This window comes from Mucilaginibacter myungsuensis (genome assembly GCF_015222005.1).
In the GTDB taxonomy this organism is placed as follows: Bacteria; Bacteroidota; Bacteroidia; order Sphingobacteriales; family Sphingobacteriaceae; genus Mucilaginibacter; species Mucilaginibacter myungsuensis.
This window is the reverse complement of sequence record NZ_JADFFL010000009.1, coordinates 137,941-161,014: the sequence shown is the minus strand read 5'-3', so window position 1 is coordinate 161,014 and position 23,074 is coordinate 137,941. Positions and strand designations below refer to the sequence as shown.

Annotated in this window: 13 protein-coding genes; 11 read left to right on the top strand and 2 right to left on the bottom strand. The window is 47.1% G+C overall.

The features are described from left to right. Positions 1-27: 27 nt before the first annotated feature. The 11 genes from IRJ16_RS19640 (at position 28) to IRJ16_RS19590 (ending at position 19,101) form a co-directional block, all read left to right on the top strand. Complete coding sequence (locus IRJ16_RS19640) at positions 28-1,614, top strand: RagB/SusD family nutrient uptake outer membrane protein (protein WP_194113346.1); 1,587 nt, start codon at positions 28-30, stop codon at positions 1,612-1,614. 76 nt (positions 1,615-1,690) lie between these two features. Next, positions 1,691-2,767 carry a SusE domain-containing protein gene (locus tag IRJ16_RS19635; RefSeq protein WP_194113345.1) on the top strand — a complete coding sequence of 359 codons (1,077 nt, stop codon included), beginning with the start codon at positions 1,691-1,693 and terminating at the stop codon, positions 2,765-2,767. 323 nt (positions 2,768-3,090) lie between these two features. Continuing rightward, positions 3,091-4,950: a glycoside hydrolase family 13 protein gene (locus tag IRJ16_RS19630; protein ID WP_228080338.1), complete on the top strand. Its 1,860-nt coding sequence runs from the start codon at positions 3,091-3,093 to the stop codon at positions 4,948-4,950. Beyond that, positions 4,947-6,338: an MFS transporter gene (locus IRJ16_RS19625; protein WP_228080337.1), complete on the top strand. Its 1,392-nt coding sequence runs from the start codon at positions 4,947-4,949 to the stop codon at positions 6,336-6,338. The genes IRJ16_RS19630 and IRJ16_RS19625 overlap by 4 nt, the downstream gene beginning before the upstream one ends. A 16-nt stretch (positions 6,339-6,354) precedes the next feature. After that, positions 6,355-8,328 carry a type I pullulanase gene (gene pulA, locus IRJ16_RS19620; protein WP_194113344.1) on the top strand — a complete coding sequence of 658 codons (1,974 nt, stop codon included), beginning with the start codon at positions 6,355-6,357 and terminating at the stop codon, positions 8,326-8,328. A gap of 149 nt (positions 8,329-8,477) precedes the next feature. Then, positions 8,478-10,388, top strand: a complete 1,911-nt coding sequence (locus IRJ16_RS19615) for an alpha-amylase family glycosyl hydrolase (protein ID WP_194113343.1) — start codon at positions 8,478-8,480, stop codon at positions 10,386-10,388. Between the two features lie 168 nt (positions 10,389-10,556). Continuing rightward, positions 10,557-12,599 carry an ATP-binding protein gene (locus IRJ16_RS19610; protein WP_194113342.1) on the top strand — a complete coding sequence of 681 codons (2,043 nt, stop codon included), beginning with the start codon at positions 10,557-10,559 and terminating at the stop codon, positions 12,597-12,599. Positions 12,600-12,661: 62 nt separating this feature from the next. After that, entirely contained in the window at positions 12,662-13,309 is a 648-nt protein-coding gene (locus IRJ16_RS19605; protein WP_194113341.1) for a response regulator transcription factor, read from the top strand. 241 nt (positions 13,310-13,550) lie between these two features. Further along, entirely contained in the window at positions 13,551-15,341 is a 1,791-nt protein-coding gene (locus tag IRJ16_RS19600; protein WP_194113340.1) for a hypothetical protein, read from the top strand. A 36-nt stretch (positions 15,342-15,377) separates the two neighbouring features. Continuing rightward, positions 15,378-16,388, top strand: a complete 1,011-nt coding sequence (locus IRJ16_RS19595) for a hypothetical protein (RefSeq protein ID WP_194113339.1) — start codon at positions 15,378-15,380, stop codon at positions 16,386-16,388. A 256-nt stretch (positions 16,389-16,644) separates the two neighbouring features. Continuing rightward, a complete protein-coding gene (locus IRJ16_RS19590; protein ID WP_194113338.1) occupies positions 16,645-19,101 on the top strand; it encodes a glutaminase family protein in 2,457 nt (818 codons plus the stop codon). A 372-nt stretch (positions 19,102-19,473) separates the two neighbouring features. On the opposite strand, the gene IRJ16_RS19585 is transcribed toward IRJ16_RS19590, so the two are convergent. Together IRJ16_RS19585 and IRJ16_RS19580 are read right to left on the bottom strand one after the other, a co-directional pair. After that, positions 19,474-21,867, bottom strand: a complete 2,394-nt coding sequence (locus tag IRJ16_RS19585; protein ID WP_194113337.1) for a hypothetical protein — start codon at positions 21,865-21,867, stop codon at positions 19,474-19,476. A gap of 2 nt (positions 21,868-21,869) precedes the next feature. After that, positions 21,870-23,072 (bottom strand): DUF4249 domain-containing protein, encoded by a 1,203-nt coding sequence (locus IRJ16_RS19580; protein WP_194113336.1) that lies wholly within the window; start codon positions 23,070-23,072, stop codon positions 21,870-21,872. Positions 23,073-23,074: the final 2 nt, after the last annotated feature.

Genomic DNA, 23,074 nt, shown 5'->3' with positions numbered 1-23,074 from the left:
ATAGATATATAGCTAACACCAAGCAATATGAAGAAGACATTTATAGTTAAAGCATTTACCGTAGTAATGCTTTCGGGTGCCCTGGTCTCTTGCAAAAAGAACCTGGATCTGGTGCCTACCAATGATATTACCAGCGAAACGGTATACGCCACCGCCGCGGGTTACAAACAATCTGCTGCTAAAGTTTACGCAGCCTTTGCGCTGACAGGTAACAACGGCCCGGCAGGTAACGGCGACGTGCAAGGTATAGACGAAGGGTATTCAGACTTTTTACGTCTATTCTGGAAAACACAGGAATTATCTACAGACGAGGCTGTAATTGCCTGGGGCGACGTAGGTATCCAGGATTTCCACAATATGAACTGGACTCCAGGTAACGCTTTCTTGAAAGGTTTGTACTACCGTTCTGAATATCAGATCACCCTGGCTAACGAGTTCATCCGCCAATCGGCCGATGATATGTTAAGCAAACGTGGCATCAGCGGTGCAGATGCTGATAACATCCGTAAGTTCCGCGCCGAGGCCCGTTTCCTGCGCGCGTTCCAATACTGGGTATTGATAGATGCTTACGGTAATGTTCCGTTCACTACCGAGGCTGATCTGATCGGTACTATCCCAAAACAAGGCAGTCGTACGCAGGTGTTCAACTACATCGAATCGGAACTGAAAGCGATCGAGCCATTACTGTCTGCTCCAAAGGCCAACGAGTATGGTCGCGCGGACCAGGGTGCGGATTGGGCCTTATTAGCAAGATTATACCTGAACGCTCAGGTTTATACCGGCACTGCACGTTATACCGACGCGGTTACCTATGCAAGCAAAGTGATAGGCGCAGGTTATAGCTTGTTCGCTAACTACCCGGGCATTATGCGTGCCGATAACGATCAAAACAATACCGAGAACATCCTGACCATTAATTACGATGGTTTGCGTACACAAAGCTTTGGCGGTACAACGTTCTTAACTCACGCGCCTGTTGGCGGATTGATGCCGGCATCTGATTATGGTATTAAAGGTGGTTGGGGCGGTGCCCGTACTACAAAAGCATTGGTGAACTTGTTCCCTGATGCTAACGGTACTGCCGATAAACGTGCGCAGTTCTACACTTCAGGTCAATCTTTAGAGATCAAAGATCAGACCGTGTTCACCGATGGTTACGCTGTAACTAAATACAAGAATGTGACCCGTAGCGGTGCTGCCGGTAAAAGCTTAGACTATGCAGATGTGGATTTCCCGCTGTTCCGTTTGGCCGAGATGTACCTGATCTATGCCGAAGCTACTTTACGTGGTGGAAGTGGTGGCAACACTGCAACTGCATTAGGTTATATTAACCAGATCCGTACCCGCGCTTACGGTAACGCTTCGGGCAATATCGCTCAATCGGCTTTGACTTTAGATTTTATCCTTGATGAGCGTGGCCGCGAGTTGTATTGGGAAGGTTTCCGCCGTACCGACCTGGTGCGTTACGGTAAATTTACTGAGGCTACTTACCTGTGGCCATTTAAAGGTGGCGTTGCTAACGGCAGGGCTGTTGAATCGTTCCGCAATATTTTCCCTATCCCGCTCGACGATCTGACCGCTAACCCTAATTTGAAACAGAACACAGGTTACTAAAAACATACAGCGCCGGCAAGCCGCAACAAACAGTTTTGCCGGCGCTATTTAAACCAATATTAAACTTAACAAAGAGATGAAGACATTGATTACTAAGTTTTTAGCACTAAGCGGCCTGGCCGTGGCCCTGCTATCATCTTGCAAAAAAGACGAGCTAAAGGTGGTAGCTACGCCGGTGGCAGGTTCTACTACCCTAACATTGTCAACCACTACTCCGGCTTTGGTGAAGGCCAACCTGACCACCAACGCGTTAACGCTTACAGGTAAAGCCCAGGATTATGGTTACAAAGCGGCCCCAACTTACACTTTTGAGCTGGCCGTTAAAGGTACCAACTTTGCCAAACCCACAGTAATAGATCTTGGTACCGGTGTTTTTACCAAAACTTTTACTGTGCAGGAATTGAACAACGTACTGTTAGGTCTGGGTCTTAAAACAAATACCGTGGCACAGGTAGAGATCCGCCAAAAGTCGGCTTTAAGTGCAACATCAGGCATCACCTATTCTAATGTGGGTACCATCACTGCAACTCCGTTCGCGTTGGTAAGCTACATTTACGTACCGGGTGCTTATCAAGGTTGGAACCCGGCCTCTGCCGATAGTTTAGAATCGGCGACGGGTAATGGCGTTTACACCGGTATCATCAATTTTACTGCCGGTAACCTTAACTTTAAAGTTACCCCGCAAAAGAAATGGGATGTTGCTTACGGTTCGGCCGGCGGCGACAAGATCAGCACCTCAGGTGGCGATATCCCGGCTCCAAAAGCAGGTATCACCCAGGTAACTGTGGATCTTAATAATAACACCATCACCTTTGGTACACCTGCATTCTACTTTGGTGTTATTGGCGATGCTACCGTAGGCGGTTGGGGGACTGATACCGACATGAAATACAACTATGCTACCGGCGCGTGGGAGGTAACTACTACGCTGGTTGCAAGCGGCAAATTTAAAGTGCGCCTGAACCATGATTGGGGTACAAGTTTTGGCCTCCCGGCCACGCCTGATGGCAAAACGCTGACCAGCGCTAATGGTGGCGATATCCCGGTGCCAAGCAATGGGACTTACAAGATCACTTTTACACCAACTTACACAGTTGAGGGCCAAACAACGAAAGTTAACGCCACCGCAGCTTACACCTTGGTAAAACAATAAAATATTCCCGCGGGCTGCTGCCACATCAGCGGCAGCCTGTTGGTTCTTCTTTGAAAAATATTGACCGGCAAATAAGTCCGGCCCGGGTGATGTGTTTTGCCCTGCCTTGGTATCAACTGGTGAACGTTTATGGTGGAACGTAACCGGTTTAGGCAGAGATAAAAAGCATCGGCATATTTAAGTTTAACTGATCGGAAAAACTTTGCGACCCGTGGCCGGCCCATTGCCGGAAATTTGATCCGTCTCCCCTAAAATTATCTACAGTTCTACCCGTCGTTCTTACGGCAGGCGGGGATCATATTGTCCTTATATATCTTATAAAAATGATGAAATTCAGATCGGTTATCACGCTTTCGCTTCTATTAATGTCAACGACCGGCCTCATGGCTCAGGTACCTGCATTAGATCGTGTTGAGCCAGCCAATTGGTGGGTAGGGATGAAAAACCCTAAAGTGCAGTTGATCGTTCACGGCGATAAGATCGGCGGCAGCAATGTCAGCCTGAAGTATCCCGGTGTAAAGTTGACAAAGGTTAACAAAGTAGAGAACGCTAACTACTTGTTCCTTGATCTGGAGATAGCGGCATCTACCCGTCCGGGTAAATTCCCGATCACTTTCAAAAGAGCAGGGACAAAAGATATCGTTTACAGCTACGAGCTAAAACTGCGCAACCGCACCCCGCAATGGGCGCAGGGCGTAACCAATAAAGATCTGATCTACCTGCTGATGCCCGACCGCTTTGCTAACGGCGACCCATCTAACGACGTCAACAAGAACATGCTGGAGACCGGCTTGCACCGCGATTCGATGTACTCGCGCCATGGTGGCGATATCCGAGGTTTGATGAACAAGCTGGATTATTTGAAAGATCTGGGCGTGACCGCCATTTGGATGACACCGGAAATAGAGAACGACGAGCCGCAAGCATCGTACCATGGCTATGCAGTTACCGATTATTACAGGATAGACCGCCGCTACGGCACTAACGAGCTTTATAAAGAATACGTTGCTCTGGCCCATCAAAAAGGCTTGAAAGTGATTAAGGACCTGGTGCATAATCACATCGGTATCGACAGCTACCTGATGAAGGACATGCCGATGAAAAGCTGGGTACATCAGTGGCCAAAATACACCAATTCCAACTTCCGCGACGCGGCAGTGATGGATCCGCACGGATCTGCTGCTGATAAGAAACAGATGCTGGATGGTTGGTTCGATAAGCGTATGGGCGACCTTAACCAGAACAATCCTTACGTTCAGAACTATCTGACACAGAACCATATTTGGTGGGTGGAGTATGCCGGTATAGATGGTTTCCGTTTGGATACTTATCCGTATAACGATGCCGCTTACATGGCCGACTGGGCTAAGAAGGTAAAAGCTGAGTTCCCGCGCTTCTCCATTTTCGGCGAGACGCTGGTATGGTCGGTAGCTAACCAGGCTTTCTTTACGCAAGGCAATACCGTTAATCGTGGTTTTGATACCCAGTTGCCGGGCATCACCGACGCGGTGATCAAAGATGCGATCTACGAAGCCCTGAACGGCAAAGAAGGCTGGACCGACGGCGTTTATCGTTTATACAACGTGGTAGCGCAGGACTTTATGTATCAAGATCCTACCCGCAACGTGATCTTTATGGATAATCATGACATGAGCCGTATGGTATCTGTGCTGAACGAGGATATCACCAAGTATAAGTCGGCTATGGCCATGTTACTGACCATGCGCGGCATACCGCAGGTGTATTATGGTAACGAGATATTGATGACGGGCATATCTAATCCGGATGGCTTGGTCCGCAGTGATTTCCCGGGCGGATGGGAAGGTGATAAAAAAGATAAGTTCACCGCTGCCGGCAGGACCGATAAGGAGAACGACGCTTTCAATTATGTGCGCACCTTGTCCAACTACCGTAAAAACACGCCTGCCCTGCAAACGGGTAAGTTGATGCAGTATATCCCGCGTCAGGGTGTTTACACCTACTTCCGTTACGATGCGCAAAAGACCGTGATGATCTGCTATAACGGAAACGATAAGGAGACCACTTTAGATACCAGCTTTTTCACCGAACGTATGACCGGCTTTAACAGCGGCGTGGACGTGATCAGCGGTAAAACAATAACCAATTTAAAGCAGATCACCATACCTGCTAAATCAACTTTTGTAATTGAATTGAAGAGATGATAGTGGCTAACAAAGATATTTCACCCGCTACCACAAGCGCCGCAAAGCGCAAGGTAGTGGAACGGCCAAAACTCAGCTTTTGGCAGATATTTAATATGAGCTTCGGCTTTTTGGGGATACAATTTGGCTTTGCTTTGCAAAATGGTAATGCCTCGCGCATCCTGCAAACTTTTGGGGCTGATGTAGAACACCTTTCCTTATTTTGGTTGGCCGCACCAATTACGGGCATGATCGTACAACCGATCATTGGTCACTATAGCGACCGCACCTGGAATAAATTAGGCCGACGCAAACCTTACTTCCTTGTAGGTGGATTGCTGGCGGCTATAGCTTTGGTATTTATGCCAAACTCATCTATGCTGATGTTCTTACCGCCACTAATGGTAGGCGCAGGTATGCTGATGATCATGGATGCTACCTTTAACGTAGCTATGGAACCATTCCGCGCACTGGTAGCTGATAACTTACCGGATTCACAGCGGAGCACAGGCTTTTCGGTACAGACATTTCTGATCGGTATTGGCGCGGTGATAGGATCCTGGTTGCCATACGTTCTGGCCGAGAACTTTGGTGTAGCTAAAGTTGCACCCGAAGGTCAGGTGCCGCCAAATATCCTGTACTCTTTTTATACAGGCGCGGCAGTATTGATCGGTAGTTTATTATACACGATATTAACCACCAAAGAGTATCCCCCTGAGGTTTATAAACAATTTGACCATCAGGAAGCGGAAGAAAACCATGGCGGCTTGATGACCATTTTTACCGATCTGAAGAATATCCCTGCCACCATGCGTCAGCTGGGATTAGTACAATTCTTCTCTTGGTTCGCGCTGTTCAGCATGTGGGTATTTATGACCCCTGCCGTTGCCGAACACATTTACCATGTATCCCCCGGGGATACCGCGTCAACCACTTTTGCCGATGCCGGTAACTGGGTAGGTATTTGCTTCGGTATCTATAACGGCGTATCGGCCATCTATGCGTTGGTATTGCCTACTATCGCCGCAAAGACCAGCCGTAAAGCGGCCCACGCGTTCTCCTTGATCATGGGCGGGGTCAGCTTGATATCGATATTTTTTATCACCAACCCAAACACGCTGGTTGCCCCAATGGTGGGTATCGGTTTGGCCTGGGGAAGTATCCTGGGTATGCCTTATGCGATGTTGGCGGGATCATTGCCTGCTAAAAAGATAGGGGTGTATATGGGTATCTTTAACCTGTTCATCACCTTGCCGCAGGTGGTTAACGGCTTTTTCGGTGGTTGGATCGTGAAAGCGCTTTTCCACGGGCAGGCTATTTATGCCATTGTGCTGGCGGGTCTGTTCATGCTTTGCGCGGCCGTGTCGGTACTGTATGTGCAGGATCGTAATACCAAAATAACCAAATAATAGTTCTATCTACCTTATGAAGCTATTACGCGTATTTAATGTATTCATCTTAATGTCGATATTATTTGTATCGTTTAAACCAGCCGCCGCGCCTGTTTATACAGGCACCGATCTGGGGGTAACTTATACCGCTGCTAAAACCACGTTCAAGATCTGGTCGCCAACGGCAACGCAAGTGAAATTGCGTTTGTATGCCGAAGGCCTGGGTGGCGAAGCGCTAAAGAACATCGACCTGATCAAACAGGAGAACGGTGTTTGGATGGCCGTGGTCAACGGTAACCTAAAGGATAAGTACTATACCTTCCAAATGCTTAACGGCGATAAATGGTCGTTAGAAGTACCCGATATCTACGCCAAAGCAGTAGGGGTGAATGGTAAACGCGGTATGGTAGTTAACCTTACCGAGACCAATCCCGCAGGTTGGGCTACCGATAAAAGACCGGCACTGAAGAACGCAACAGACATCGTTTTATACGAGACCCATGTGCGCGATATCTCTGTCGACCCGAACTCGGGCATCACCAAAAAAGGCAAATTTTTAGGCTTGGCCGAAGTCGGTACTAAAAGTCCGGACGGCCTGTCCACCGGCTTAAGTCACATTAAAGAGTTAGGCGCTACACATGTGCACTTGCTGCCATCATTCGATTTTGCTACGGTAGACGAGACCAAACCTGCGGAAGGCCAATACAACTGGGGCTACGATCCGCAGAACTATAATGTGCCTGAGGGTAGCTACTCTACCGACCCATTCAATGGCAACATCCGCATTAAGGAATTTAAGCAGATGGTGAAGACCATGCACGCCAACGGCCTGCGGGTGATCCTGGATGTGGTATATAACCATACCAACGATATCAACCACTCCAATTTCCAGCAGTTCGCGCCCGATTATTTCTATCGCAAAAATGCTGATGGCAGCTACGCCAACGGTACAGGTTGCGGTAACGAGACAGCATCTGAACAGCCGATGATGCGCAGTTTTATGGTGCAGTCGGTATTATATTGGGCTAAGGAATATCATTTGGATGGTTTCCGTTTTGATCTGATGGGTACGCACGATATCACTACGATGAACGCCATTAGCGATGCCCTGCATAAATACGATTCAAGCGTTTTCATCTACGGCGAAGGCTGGACAGCAGGAGCGACCCCACTACCCGAAGGTGACCGCTCCGTAAAGGCAGCCACACTTAAGTTGCACAAAATAGCCGCCTTTGGCGATGATATGCGCGATGGTCTGAAAGGCGCATTCAGCGATGTAAAAGCTAAAGGTTTTGTAAGCGCCCAACTCGGGCTGGCCGAGAGCGTAAAATTTGGCATAGCCGGTGCGGTGCAGCATCCGCAGATCAATTATCAAAAAGTAAATTATTCTAAACAGCCATGGGCAGGGCAGCCCACACAGGCGATCAGCTATGTGTCTTGCCATGATGATAACACCTTGTTCGATCGCCTAAGGGTGGCTAACCCTAACGCCACCGAAGCGGAGTTGATCAAAATGGACAAGCTGAGCAATACCGCCGTATTAACGTCGCAAGGGGTTACCTTCCTGCACTCAGGTGTGGAGATGCTACGCAGCAAAAAAGGCGTGGCTAATTCTTATCAATCACCTGATAGCATTAACCAGATAGATTGGCATCGCAAGGCGCAATATCTGCCAGTTTATAACTATTATAAAGATCTGGTGCATCTGCGTAAGAACCACCCGGCCTTCCGCATGGCTACTACGGTTATGATCCAACAGCATCTGAAATTTTTGGATACCGGCAGCGAGCTGACTATCGCCTATCAAATTAAAGGCAATGCCAACGGCGATAAGTGGAAAAACATTTTGGTGGTACTGAACGGCAATGCTGCCGAGACAACTTTCACTTTACCTGCCGGTAATTGGACACAGGTTGGTGACGGCGAGAAGATCAGCGAAGCCGGCATCAGCAAAATGAAAGGCGAAATAAAAGTGCCGGGGACGACTGGGTTTATATTATATCAATAGCTCCCTACCCCCCTGAAGGGGGAACAGGAATTTAACAGCTCCCCTTTAGGGGCCGGGGGCATTGGTTATCCCTAATCCCCTAAAGGGGGAATAAAACATCAGTTCCTTCGCTTCCCTTTTAGGGGGCTGGGGGCTTAGACTTAACGTATATGAAAAAGATATTTATAATAACAAGTGTAATAGCGGTGCTGATGGGCGGCATGGTTGGCTGTAAGAAAAGCACGATCGAAAACCCAACGCCGGTAGATAATGGCAACGGCGGAACGACCAATCCCAACGGCAAGCCATTACCAAGCGGTGCCGGCGATGGTGTAACGTTCATTAACAACGGCACGTCAGCTGTTTTCAACCTGATCGCCCCGAGCAAAAGTTCGGTAGCGGTGATAGGCGAGTTCAATAACTGGACGCCGACCGCGATGAATAACACGCCCGATGGCAACAACTGGTGGGTACAGATCGACGGACTGGATGCAAGCAAAGAATACGCTTACCAGTTCTTAGTGAACGGCACTTTAAAAGTTGCCGATCCGTATTGCGAAAAGGTATTGGACCCTAATAACGATCAGTACATTCCTGCATCGGTATATCCAAACCTGAAAGCTTACCCTACAGGTCAGAGCGGGATCGTGAGCGTGATGCAAGCCAACCAACCGGCCTACACCTGGAAGAACACCACATTCACACGACCGGAGAAAAATAAGTTGGTGATCTATGAATTGCACGTACGCGATTTCATCGCGTCACACGATTATAAAACGCTGAAAGACACCCTGAGCTATCTGAGTACCCTCGGCGTTAACGCGATAGAACTAATGCCGGTGAACGAGTTTGAGGGCAACCTGTCTTGGGGATATAACCCGTCATTCTACTTCGCTCCTGATAAGTATTACGGTACCAAGAATGATCTGAAGGCTTTTATTGATGAATGCCACTCGCGCGGTATGGCGGTGATATTGGATATGGTGTTGAACCACTCGTTCGGTCAATCGCCAATGGTGCAAATGTATTTTGATGGGTCTACCAATAAGCCAACTGCTAATAGTCCGTGGTTTAACGTAGATGCCAAGCACCCTTATAATGTGGGCTACGACTTTAACCACGAGAGTGCCTACACTAAGTACTTCGCTAAGAATGTGATCAAATTCTGGATGCAGAACTATAAGATCGATGGTTACCGTTTCGACCTTTCTAAAGGCTTTACCCAGAAGGTAAGTACCGATGACGGCACCATGTCGGCCTACGATGCCAGCCGTGTGGCGATCTGGAAAGAATACAAAACCTTTATCAATAGCATCGACAATAATAACTTCTATACCATCCTGGAGCACTTTGCGGTAGATCAGGAAGAGAAGGCCCTGACCGACGAGGGTATGATGGTTTGGGGCAATTACAACTATAATTTTAACGAGGCCACCATGGGTTGGATCGCGACCTCTAACTTCTCGCGTTTGTATTACACCAGTCATGCAGGTTTTACTCAGCCGGATAATATCGTAGGTTTTATGGAGAGCCATGACGAGGAGCGCCTGATGTACAAAAACCTGCAATACGGCAACGTAGTGACAGGATATAGTGTGAAAGATCTGGCAACCGCCCTCACTCGTCAGCAGGCTGCCGCGGCATTCTTACTGACAGCACCGGGTCCTAAAATGATCTGGCAATTTGGCGAGTTAGGTTATGATGTAGATATCAACTTTAACGGTAGAACAGGCGAGAAACCGATCCGTTGGGAATACAAGAATAATGCGGATCGTAAAAAACTATTCAACACGTTCGCCAAACTGATCAAAATGAAGATCAATAACCCGGTGTTCAGCACGCCTACATTTACCTCGAACAGTTCAGGCTCAGTGAAGAATATCATTTTGACCGGCAGTGGTACGAGTGTGGTGGTGGTCGGTAACTTTGATGTGAATACGCAATCGGCAGCGGTGGCTTTCCCATCGGCAGGTATGTGGTACGACTACATGACCGGGACAACAATTAACGTTACTTTGCCGTATACAGCCACATTGGCTCCCGGCGAGTATCATATATATAGTAGCAAGGCCTTAAATTAATATAGTTTAACAATTGATCTGTTGCGGACGCGCCCTCTTGTAAGGGGCGCGTTTTTTTGTTGCTTTTTTTAGTAATTATTTTATCAGAAATAATACGCTATATTGGTCTGTCCCATCCTAAATAGCCGATACCTTGTAGTTTAAACCAAAATACCTTCATTTATAAATATGATAAGATACTTTGCCTTAGTGCTATGCTTTTTATTTGCTGTCGAGGTGTCGGCGCAAAAAAAGGTTGATAGTCTCCGAGCTGTGCTAACATCTAAAGCGGCAGATACGTTGAAAATAAAAGCGTTGAACGACCTGAGTTACGAGCTGGTTGAAACAGACACAGCATTGTCGCACAATTACGCTAAACAGGCATTAAAAAGGTCAGAAGCCATTGACTATCATGAGGGGAAAGTCGAAGCCTGGTACAACATAGCATATTTTTACGAATTGCTATACAAGCGATCTGTAGCCGTTATGTATTACAAAAAGGGGATAGCGTTGGCAGAGCAAAAAAACCTGATACGTGCAGCGGCGACCGGCTATCAGGACTATGCAGTAGTGTTAAAAAAGGATCGGGAATTTAAAAAAGCGTTGGAACTGAATCTGAAAGCGATAACGCTTTATAAAAAAATAGATGATAAGCCGCATTTGGGAATAATTTATACAAATGTGGGCAACTGCTACTCAAACATGAACTTGCCTGAAATGGCGATCACTTATCATATCAGGTCATTAAAGATCAGTCAGGAATTAAAGCACAATTCAGGCATTACCAAAGCTTATAATAATATTGGCATAGTTTACGAGCGTAGTGGCAACTTTGAAAAAGCGTTAGAGAGTTACTTGCGCATGTTGGAGCCGGCCAAAGCCGCCGGTAAAAAAAGTATGTTAGCTGCCGCTAATGGCAACATCGGCTCGGCGTACGTAAACTTGAAACAACAAGCTAAAGCGTTGCCGTATCTGTTAACAGCCTATAACGAGCACTTGGCGATGGCTGATAAAGCACGCATAGCGTTAGACCTGAATAACCTTGCCGCTTGTTATAACGATCTGCAACAATATAATAAAGCCTACAAGGCAAGTATAGATGGTTTGAAATTTGCCTGTGAAGCCAAAGACACGGAAAGTGAAGCTTATGCCTACATCACCGCCGGTGCCGCCATGGCCGGGCTGAAAGATCACAACAAGGCCCAAAGATTGATGGACACGGCTTACACTAAGTCGGTGCAGGTTGGCGGCCCCGCCGTGTTGATGGCGATGTATGAGCAAACGGCCAATGTTTACAGAAAAACGGGTGACTATAAAAAGGTGATGGAGTTTACCGACAAGCTGATATCACTAAAGGACAGTACCTATAACGCCGAAAAGCATGCACAAATAGCTGCTCTCCATGAGCAATACGACTCGCAGCATAAAGATAAGATTATAGCGGAGAACGCACTTGCCGATCTGAATAATAAGATCCAGATAAGCAAAAAGAACCGCCTGTTAGGAGGTTTAGGCGGGTCGGTCACAATATTGCTGGTGATAGCCGGATTGGTAGGCCGTAACATGAGTTTAAAAGCCCGCAAACTGGAATCGGAAAAAGCATTGGCTGCTGCGGAAGCGGAGCAGGGCATGCTAAATGAGAAGCTGCGTATATCCGGCGAACTGCACGATAATATAGGGTCTCAACTCACCTTTATCCACTCATCGATACAGAATATCCGCAGCCAGGAGGGCGGCAGGGATCAGGCCGTTTTGCAAGAGGCTGAAGAGATAGCCGTAAAGACCATCCGCGACTTGCGGCAGACCGTTTGGTTCATCAATAACACAACCTTTACTGCCGATGATTTTGCCATCCGCTTGCGCGAATATGTGAAACCATATTTAAGTATCGGCAGCACGGCGGTCAATATCAATAATACCGTCCCTGCTGATGTGCAGCTTTCATCAGCAGCGGCCACGCATTTGTTCAGGATCGTGCAGGAGGCGATCAATAACGCGATCAAATATGCTAATGCCTCGCAGATCTTGGTAGACATGCATCCTACCGAAGGTAGTGGAGGGGTATCGGTGATCGTTAGCGATGACGGTGGTGGGTTTGATACTACTGTTGCATCGGCAGGTTTTGGGATACGCAGTATGGAGGTAAGGGCAGAGAAAGCCGGTGGAAAATTAGCGGTATTTTCGGCCGTCGGCAAGGGCACATCTGTCAAAGTAAATATTCCGGTAGGATAAGCATTTATGCGTATTGTGATGCCCTATTATTTTGCTGAGGTTTGAGGTAACAAATAAAAACTATGCCCGTAAAGATCGCCATTGCCGAAGACAACAGTTTTGCCCTCCGTGCCTGTATCAATAAATTGGCCACCGAACCCGACTTTAAGCAGGTGGCTACCGCTTTTAATGGCGACGAGATGCTGGGTAAACTATCGCAACACGCGGTAGACGTGATCCTGATGGACATTATGATGCCGGTGATGGACGGCATTGAATGCACCCGTCGCGTAAAACAACAGCACCCCCAGATCAAAGTGATCATGCTTACTACTTTTGATGATGACGAAAATATCCTCAACGCCATAATGGCCGGTGCATCAGGCTATCTGCTTAAAGAAGAAAGCGCCGAAGGTGTTGTAAAAGCTGTTAGAGATACGATTGATGGCGGCGCACCCATGTCAGCCGGTATCGCCTCTAAAGTGCTCAATCTTTTGCGTAACCCTGTCATCCCTAAAGGCCACGAAACCACCGAGAACTTTGGCCTCACCGCCCGCGAGATAGAATTGCTGCAACAATTGAAGAACGGCTTAAGTTATGAGCATATCGCCGCCAATCTTTTTATAAGTCCGGGTACGGTGCGTAAACACATCAATAATATCTATACAAAATTGCAAGTCAATAACAAGGTAAGTGCCTTGTCTAAAGCGTCGGCAAATAGATTGATATAGGTATTTTTTTATTCCCTCCTTGGGGAGGGGCGGGCTGACCGTGCGGCTGGAGGGAGGGGTTTGCCATGCGACCGAGCATCGAGGTGAACCCCTCCCCGCCTTTGCGCTCATATCTAACGCACCCCTCCCAAGGGAGGATTGCAGATCGTCCTCTTTTCCCTCCACACCAAATACGCATTTCTGCGTATTTACCTGCTTTGTGCTATGGCCTTCCTTTGTGTTATCAAACACATAACAAATCATGACAAAGAAATTTTACCTACTACTCATCTGCACTTTAACGCTCAGTGTAGGTGCAAACGCCCAATTTGGCAAGCTGAAAGGCATGCTTGGCGGCAAAAAAGACACCACTAAAACCGCTGAAGCCGATTCCAACAAAAAAGTGGAGAAAGAAAAAGGTGGCGGCAATTTCTTTAGTAAAGCTATCATTAAAGTGGCCAAGGCCAGCAGCGGCTTGGTAATGAGCGCCACCGGCATGTTGGTGACTACAGATGACCTTAACTCGGTTACACCAATGGTATCAAGCAGTGTTAACCTGGCTCCGGCATCGGTAGGTACGGCCGAGATGAGTTTTTTTAATGGATGGAAGTCTAACGGCAACTTAACCACCGTCTTTTTTACGCAAAAAGGTAAAATGGGCATAGCTAAGGTAGACGGAAATGTAATGATCAACGGTCGCCCGGCAGATTACGTGAGCACCGGTATCTATCTTGCATTTACGGAGAATAATGGCAAGCCGGCCTCTGTAGAAATAACTACCAAAAGCGGTCAAAAAGCCAACTTCACCGTGCCACTGATACCATCAACGGTCAAGATCAAGTCTATCAACGGGCAAACCGGCGATAATGTCACTGCCGACCTGACCAAAGATATGGTCATCGAATTTGAAAAATTACCGGGGTCAGAAAATATCCCTATGCGTGCCAACATCGTGATCACGCAGATCGGTATCCGTGCTTTCTATCCAGTGGCTAACTTCAAGGGAGCCGATAAGCTGGTTATCCCGGCGGCTGCTTTCCGTAACATCAACATCACTCCGGGCGGCAAGGCATTGTATAGCTTTAAAAATTGCTATTTGTCTATTGATAGGTATCAACCATTAAAAACTACCAATGTATCGGGCGTTATACCGCCATTGGACTTTACCGGACTTGCTACAGACGGCCGCTACTTAACGTTGACCGGCGAGCCGGCCCTGAACTTAGGCCTGACCGCCAAAGGCGAAGAAAAATTTGCCGCGGGAGAAGTTGAGTACAACTTTTTTAAACCTAACGCTTTTTTGAGCCGCCCATTCGGTCAGCTTAAAAATATGGGCATAATGTCGTTTTCGGTGCGTGGTACCACATATGTCCAGGGTAAGTCTTCAAAAAGTTCCAGCTCTTATTCGGTAGGAAGTACCACCTATACCACTACTACCACCACATCTACCTGGGCTACTTTCCCGAAGGTGTCTGACGATGTTTGGGCTGGTTTGTTAGACAATCTTTACAGTGATTTTACTACTGCGGCTACACAAGAATTGCAGGCATCATTAGTGCCGGTAACAGCTGTTACAGGTGCCGAGGCTTATCGCGATATGGAACCTTACAGCAAGGATGATGAGACCACCAACGTTAGTTTTTTCCATAACTATAAAGACACTAAAATGCTGTCGGCCTACCTACCACTTGCCGAAGGATTTAGTGCCAACTCTGGCACTATGCGCTTACTTAAGCAGACCGGCACACAAGGTATGATGAAGTTTACCTTTGATCTGCAGATCGCTATTGAGAAAGGCAACCCGGTAATGATCCCTAAACTGGCCTTCGAGATATTAGGCGCTAAGAATGGCGACCTGTTCGATACTAAGTTCTGCTCTGCAACCTTGGTGGGCAAAGGTGTTCGTTTCCCGTCGGGTAATATCACTGTTGCTGATATGCAAAAGATCATCCGCCAGTCAGATCTGCTGGCCACATTCCGCAAAGGCTTGCAAGAAATAAAAGCAAAAGAGACCGCCAATGGCGACTATAATGTAGTATGGGCACTGCAATAGTCCAAACCGATCAATAACATCTAAATAGATATAACCATGAAACCAAAATTGATCTTATCCGCATTAGCGCTATTATCCGCTGTTGCACTCGCTATCACAAGTTGCAATAAAGGAACTACGGAAACTCCAACGCCAACGCCGCCGGTAACATCGGGTACCAGTACCAGCATTTATTACATCGATACCTTCCGTATTTACTCGACCGATCTGTCGGGCGGTAACCGTAAGCTGTTGATCGACGAAGATCTGAAGTCGCAAAACAATTATATCACATCGTTCTCGGTTATGCCGGGGTCGGGCAAATTGATATACGGATATACCACCGGTTACCAAAGTCAGCCTACTATAATTGTGGCTAATGCTGATGGCACGGGTAAAAAAGTGATCAAGACCTTACCGGCCGGTATATCCCTAAACTTTGTAAAAGGATTGCCTAATGATATGGTTTACTACGGTACCACACTTTACAACGGCGCAACTACGACAAAGAATTTTTACTCGATCAAAGCCGATGGCACAGGCGAGGCAAATGTAAATTCTTTAGGGTCTTTTGCAGATGTTAGGGAGAGCAGCATCGCATCATCAGGTAACGGTGTGTTAAGCAGCGGCTATTTCGCCAAATTGAAAGACGGCAAATTTTTAGAGCAGGAAAGCTATCAGGTATTAGAGAACGAAACCAAGGCGGATATCGTTGGCAGGGTTATCCTATCGGCAGATGCTACCAAGATCGCGTTCCTACGCAAAACTGCTACGGCCGATAAGTACGAGGTACGTGTGAAGGACATTTTTACACGAGGCACCTCATCAACCCTGGCATATACTTACACTGTTCCTACTACCGGGCCGGGCGCTATCCCAAGCGTAACACCCGATATCAGTTGGGTTGATGGCAGCGGTCGCCTGATCCTGAGTTACGGCAGATTCACCTTCCCAAGAGGTGTACCAAGCGACTACACTTATTGTGTGATCATTGATCCGGCAAAGGGTACAGCAGGCACTGGCTGGAGTTTTACCGGCGATGGATATGTAGGAGTATCGGCTAATTAGAGCTGTTTTTGATATTAAGATATAAAAATACAGTCACCGTTTATATGGTGTGTGTATTGATAAGGCGTTGCCCCTTTAAATGGGGGGCACGCTTTTTTGGTTATATAAAGATGTACTTAGCGTTACAGTTACAATAAGCCTTGGTGTATTATTTACAATATATAATTGATTGGTTAGTAGATTGTTACTTAATAAGTTTTGCCTAAGCCAAATATTACTTGTATAATTAACAAACCAAAATACTTCAAACACCATAATGAAAAAACAACGCTACTCCCTTTTAGCCGGTTGTTTAATGCTGTTCGCTGGCCTTAGCGGTCGCGCGCAGGATAAAATGCCGTCTTATCCGCTCATTACGCACAATCCTTATTTCAGTGTCTGGTCCGGTACCGATAAACTGAACGAGTCTGTTACCCACCACTGGACCGGCAAAGATCAGTCTTTAATTGGCTTAGTTAAAGTCGATAACGAAGTTTACCGCTTTATGGGCGAACCGGCACAGCAATACAAAACCATATTGGGCGCGGCTGACGAGACCAAATACGACTTTACCTACGTGACCGAAAAACCTGCCGATGGCTGGGAGAATGCCGACTTTGCTACCACCGGTTGGAAGACAGGCGCGGCACCATTTGGTGATGAGCGTGCTATTGGCGGTACCAACTGGCGCAGTGGCGACATTTGGGCACGCCGCAAATTCACAGTGACCGAAGCCCCTAAAGGCAAGTTGCTGCTGAAGTTATTTCATGATGATAACATTGAGGTTTACCTGAACGGTAAACAGATCTTCCGCAAACGTGGCTGGAACAATGGCTTGCAAGTATTCCCTGTTGATGCATCGCTGAAAGCGGGCGAAAATACTTTGGCTATCCACATCCGCAATACCGCGGGCGGTACTTACCTGGATGCCGGTTTTGCCGAAGAGATCGTGGACAAAAGCTTAGAGAAAGTAAAGTTAGCCGAGCAGACCAATGTTAAAGTTACCGCTACCCAAACTATCTACACCTTTAAAGCTGGTAAAGCTACATTAGATGTTACTTTCACTTCGCCGATCATTCTGTCGGACATTAATTTGGTTGGTAACCCGGTATCGTACATCACTTACAAGGCAAAAGCTAACGATGGCAAAAAGCACAACATCAGCGTTTACCAGGGTGTGAGCAGCACGTTAGCTGTTGATCAGGCCGGCCAACCGGTAATTGCAGAATCGTACACTAAGAACGGCATACGCATTTTAAAAGCAGGTACTGTTGAGCAGCCTATCTTAAAGAAACGCGGCGATGATCTGCGTATAGATTGGGGTTACTTGTACGTAGCTGCCCCTGCATCAAATGGCGCTAAAACTTACAACACTACCGAGGGTAATGGCCCTTCATCTTTCCTTAACGCTAAATATGATAACGTAGCAGGTAAAGGCAAACAGTTAATGCTGAATACGGTCTTGCCATTTGGTATGGTAGGTACGTCGGCAGTGAGTAAATACACGATGGTAGGTTACGACGAGATCTACTCGATCCAATACTTCGGTACCAACCTTCGCCCTTGGTGGCGTAACACGCCGGGCGCTACGCCGGAGAGCATGTTGGCTAAAAGCAGTGCTAACTACGCATCTTTAATAGCTAAATGTAATGCTACCGATACTCAGGTTTATCAGGATGCTTTAAGATCTGGCGGCGAGACCTATGCGCAACTGTGCGTTAAGTCGTACCGTCAAAGTATTTCTGCCCACGCTTTGGTGAAAAGCCCGCAGGGCGAGATCTTGTGGTTGTCTAAAGAGAACTTCAGTAACGGGTCGATCAACACTGTAGACGTTACTTATCCATCTGCCCCGCTATACCTCATCTACAATCCCGACCTGATGGCTGGTATGCTGAACGGTATCTTCTACTACAGCGAAAGCGGTAAATGGACAAAACCTATTGCCGCGCACGACTTGGGTACTTACCCTATCGCCAACGGACAGACTTACGGCGAGGATATGCCGGTAGAAGAATGTGGTAACATGATCATCCTAACAGCTGCCATTGTTAAAGCAAAAGGCGACCTTGCTTACGCTAAAAAACACTGGAAAACTTTAGGTATCTGGGTTGATTACCTGGCTGAGGTTGGCTTTGATCCGGGCAACCAATTGTGTACCGATGACTTTGCCGGTCACTTGGCGCATAACGCTAATCTATCTGTAAAGGCTATTGTGGCTATTGGATCATACGCGCAAATGGCACAGGCTTTAGGCGATACCAAAGCGGCTGCTAAATATGGCGCTATGGCTAAAGATTATGCCAACAAATGGATAGAAAAAGATAATGCCGGCGACCACTACGCTTTGGTTTTTGACGACAAGAATACCTGGAGCCAAAAATACAACATGGTTTGGGACAAGGTATTAAAATTGAACCTATTCCCTCAAGCGGTTTATGATACCGAGATGGCATTCTACCTGAAAAAACAGAACGAATACGGCCTGCCTTTGGATAGCCGTAAAACCTACACCAAATCTGACTGGATCATGTGGACCGCCGCCATGAGCGACAAAAAGAGCGACTTTGACGCCCTGTTAGCTCCAGTTTACAAATTTGTTGTAGAGACACCATCCCGCGTACCGATCAACGATTGGCACGAGACCACTACCGGTAAAATGGTAGGTTTCCAGGCTCGTTCGGTTATCGGTGGCTACTGGATGAAATCTTTAAAAGACATCATGGTTAAGAAGTAATTCTGATCTTTTGTATATGAAAAGCGCCGCTTCCCGGATGGAGAGCGGCGCTTTTTTGATTATGAGAATGTCAATGCCAATACAACGAACTTCCGTAATAGGGTAGCTATTCGTACAATGGTGATCATAATGCGGATCAGAGACGCGCTATGCATGATATGCTACCCACAATGCAAAAAGTTTCGCTTCCCCGCTTGAGCGGGGTCAGGGGTGTGTCCTCCGTTTGCAAGGTCGGCAAAAGCAGACACCCCTATGAAAGGTTCTGCTTTACGATCTGTCAGTGCATCCCCGCTCAAGCGGGAAGACCTCAGCTTGACCTTCAACGTTCTACAAAAGAAAACTTGCAATGATGTTGTGGTATCGGACTTAGTTCTACTTCACCACATCAAAAGTAAACACACCGCTGCCGGCCAAGCCCTTAGCAGTTAAGCCCTGTACCACGCCGATGTATTTACCCGCTTTGTCTGAAGTGAAGAAGCTTACTTGCGCTTTGCCATCGGCACCTGTATTTAAGTTTGGCGACCAGTATAGCAGGTTGCGCTGATCGGGCAGGCGGCTTTTTTGCTGCTCGGGTGTGTCGTAAACAGGGGAGTAGAACTCGCGTGTTTGTTGCAGGCCTTCGTAGTCTAATACCAGCGCTTTAGGGTCCATCGGGATAGCGCCGTGGTCGCCTTTGTAGCTGGTAAGCGATAGTATGCCGTTAGTTTTGATAGGTCCCCAAAAATACTTTTGGTTAATAAGGTCTACTTTTTGCAGTTTCAGCGGGTCAACCTTAAAGGCCTTGTCAAGGTCAAATACCGGTACACCGTCTAACAATACCAGCGGATCTTCTTTGCCCTCGTCAATATAATATCCTTGCGGATCCATTACCTTAACATGGAAATGGCCCGAGCGTTTGGCCACGTTGGCGTTGGTAGTGAACTCGCGCAAAACTTCTTCAAGCGTGATAAAGCGCACAAAATTATCCAGCTTGAACGTGCTGAATTTTTCTCGGTAGAATGTTGTGCTATCTACTGCACTAAAGGTATTCAACCTTTCGGGGCGATAAAGGTTTAGTGCCTGCATGCCAATGCTGTTGCTCTCTATTAAAGCCGTACTTGTTTTGTTGATATAGAATGGTGGCAGTTTATCAGCCCCGTACTCTTCAGAGAATGGGTTATTGATGTTGATCTTGTAAGTATTGGTATCCAGTTTAGGATTGGTTTGCAATACCAGGTCGGCTGGGCCGTACAGGTTACCCGCGTTGAACAGTAATGTACCGGTTGTGCCGGCATTAGCGCCATACAATTGCACCTTTTTGCTAACCGCCGCCAGATAAACCAGCGCGAACCGCCCCGGCAAACCTTTGCTGTTGGTCACGTTACCGGTGATCAGGTGCCCGTTATACTCGGGCAGGTAGCGGAAGGTTGGCTTAAGGTTGCTCAAAGCTTCGTTCCAGGTAAAGCGCGACCAGCCCTGGGTCAGCAGCAGATCATCGAGCGCGGCATCAGTAGCAGTGTCGGTATTGGCAAAGTAATATCCGGGCGATTCGATATGGCCTTTCAACTCCGATGTCAACCCTAAGTAACTACTGATATCAGCATCAGGGATACCATTAAAGCTATCCGAACGGTACACCGCTAACGACATATTGGCCACCTGCGGTTGATCGTTGGCGGTCGTTGCGGAAACATCTAAATTCACTCTTTTACGCAAACCGTATTGCGTTTGCACTGATGCCTTAACACTAAGCGATGATGGCCTTTTAAATACCAAACGTTCGGCCACCGGGCGCTGATCTGCGTTGAATAGCGTGATATGGTTAACGCCGTCGCCTAATTTGCTCTTATCTAATTGTAGGGTAAAGCTGTGGTCGGCGTTCAGTTTTATGTTTTGGGCAAGGCTTATAGCAGCACCCTGATGGGCTAACACATAAACCGGTTTTTCGGCATCCGCGGCGGCATCGCTGCTGATCTTGATCTGTACTTGTTCTTTACCATCGGTCACCTGCATTACGTAACCGTTGGCGGCTACCGAAGACAGGTCTTTAGTAACCGTAGTATTTGCCACTTTTACAATGGCCTTGTAGCTGCGGTCGGCAGCGGGGGTAAAGCTAAAATGCCCCATCCCAAACTTACCCGACTTGAACCTGGCCACCGTATCGTTAGCCTGACCAAGTATCACACCACTAACATCGGCACCTTTGCCATCACTGCCTACCGCTTTAAAACCAACGGTGCTGTTCACGCCGTTAACCAACTGCCCCCCTTCGGGGAAAAAACGGATATCATAACTCAGCACAGGTTGTTTTAACGGGGCCTCAGGTATCTCTAAAGAATTAACAATGGTCAGCTGTTTCTCAAAGAACAGGTCGGGACTAAAGTTTTTCATCCATAAGGTATAGGCACGTAATCTATAATTGCCGTTGCCGGCCGTTACCGGGATGTAGAACGATCCGTTGCCTGTGCCATATTTCAGTTCTATTTTGCCTTGCAGTATCGGTACGTTCTTATCGTTAAGTACCTCTACATAGGCCACTTTGCTCATATCGGCAGGGGCGTTGGTATTGGCATCAACGGTATAGGTCTTAAACCAGATCACCTCGCCGGCCAGGTAAAAACGGCGGTCGGTATGCACAAAAACTTTCTCGTGCGGTATGGTCTGGGTATATCTGTCAAAACCCTGCTTAATGGTGCTGAGGTCCTGTGCTTTCGTTTTAAACGAACATACTACTGTCAGGCATAACAGTAACGTTAGTTTTTTGATGTGATGGTATGGTCTGTTCATGATCAGTCTCTCCAAAAATAAGGCCTGGTAACAACACCTTTGGTGGTGCAATCAGCACAAAATATACTGGTGGCCGAGTATCCTATAACTTTTAAACCATCGCTTAAGGTATCTACCGGTACATCAAAACTGCCATAGGGTACCAGATCTTGTTCAACAGAATTTGTCTTGGTCCTTAGGTCGTATATATAGCGTGCAGATGTGCCGCAGGTATTGGGGTTGCGATATTGCCAGGATGATGGGAGTTGTATCTTGTTAATGTAAATCCGTTTGGTACGTACGGCCCCTACACTAACAAAGCCAAGCGCGGGTAAAGCCGGGTCGGTAACACAACGAATATTGCTGACCGGAGCCGAAGGTTGCTGGTCGAATATCCCGCCTAAATTTTCGGTATTGCGGCGCATATTATCCCAAAATTCGTAAGCCGCTTGCGACAGGGCGTATTGTTTTACCAGAATACTGTAACGTATGGTCAGCTTTTCTTCGTTGGATGCAACCGTAGTTATAGGTTGTTCTAAAATAATATCGTTGGTCTGTTTTACAGTGGAAGCAAGCATTATGTTGACCGAGTTATTATGACCGAAGCAGAATTCGACCGAATAGGGCCTTGGGATGATCTGGCGGCCATCTGTAACGAACATTGACCTGATCGGCATCCTAAACCGCCAGGCCTCTTCATATTCCCAACGGTAATATTTTGTTTTGTTGGTACCATCATGCGTATTGGCATAAAAAGACAGGCCTGAGCCAATGCGATAGCTTAATGTATCTATCGGCGGTGCATCTTTAACTTCCTCGGCATTTGATGTATATACTACTCCGGCAGACGTTACTATTTTAAGGTGGTACTTTTTTGACGCGTTAAGCACCGCGGCAGGCGCGCCGTATTTGCCCTTACCCAGACCGGTAAGCGTGTAAATTGCGCCCTGTTCATCTTCTACGGTAACCGTAGCATTCAATTCGGGCTTGATAGTCGTCTTATCGGGTATATAAGTAGTTAAAGAGTAGGATGGGAGCCGGTAATCCAATTCCATAGATCGGGTCAACTTAATAATGGTAGAATCAAGGCCATTATTTATTACCCCTTCTACAACCAGTACATTTAAATTAGTATCTGCAACATCAGGCATAAAGGGCTTGCGGCAGGTAGCCAAAGCGGCTACCGCGATAATGATAAACGAGCTTATGTAGAAAGTTCTTTTCATGA

Coding starts and splice junctions, on each gene's coding strand:
- IRJ16_RS19640 (WP_194113346.1), top strand. CDS start 28: ATGAAGAAGACATTTATAGTTAAAGCATTTACCGTAGTAATGCTTTCG.
- IRJ16_RS19635 (WP_194113345.1), top strand. CDS start 1,691: ATGAAGACATTGATTACTAAGTTTTTAGCACTAAGCGGCCTGGCCGTG.
- IRJ16_RS19630 (WP_228080338.1), top strand. CDS start 3,091: ATGATGAAATTCAGATCGGTTATCACGCTTTCGCTTCTATTAATGTCA.
- IRJ16_RS19625 (WP_228080337.1), top strand. CDS start 4,947: ATGATAGTGGCTAACAAAGATATTTCACCCGCTACCACAAGCGCCGCA.
- pulA (WP_194113344.1), top strand. CDS start 6,355: ATGAAGCTATTACGCGTATTTAATGTATTCATCTTAATGTCGATATTA.
- IRJ16_RS19615 (WP_194113343.1), top strand. CDS start 8,478: ATGAAAAAGATATTTATAATAACAAGTGTAATAGCGGTGCTGATGGGC.
- IRJ16_RS19610 (WP_194113342.1), top strand. CDS start 10,557: ATGATAAGATACTTTGCCTTAGTGCTATGCTTTTTATTTGCTGTCGAG.
- IRJ16_RS19605 (WP_194113341.1), top strand. CDS start 12,662: ATGCCCGTAAAGATCGCCATTGCCGAAGACAACAGTTTTGCCCTCCGT.
- IRJ16_RS19600 (WP_194113340.1), top strand. CDS start 13,551: ATGACAAAGAAATTTTACCTACTACTCATCTGCACTTTAACGCTCAGT.
- IRJ16_RS19595 (WP_194113339.1), top strand. CDS start 15,378: ATGAAACCAAAATTGATCTTATCCGCATTAGCGCTATTATCCGCTGTT.
- IRJ16_RS19590 (WP_194113338.1), top strand. CDS start 16,645: ATGAAAAAACAACGCTACTCCCTTTTAGCCGGTTGTTTAATGCTGTTC.
- IRJ16_RS19585 (WP_194113337.1), bottom strand. CDS start 21,867: ATGAACAGACCATACCATCACATCAAAAAACTAACGTTACTGTTATGC.
- IRJ16_RS19580 (WP_194113336.1), bottom strand. CDS start 23,072: ATGAAAAGAACTTTCTACATAAGCTCGTTTATCATTATCGCGGTAGCC.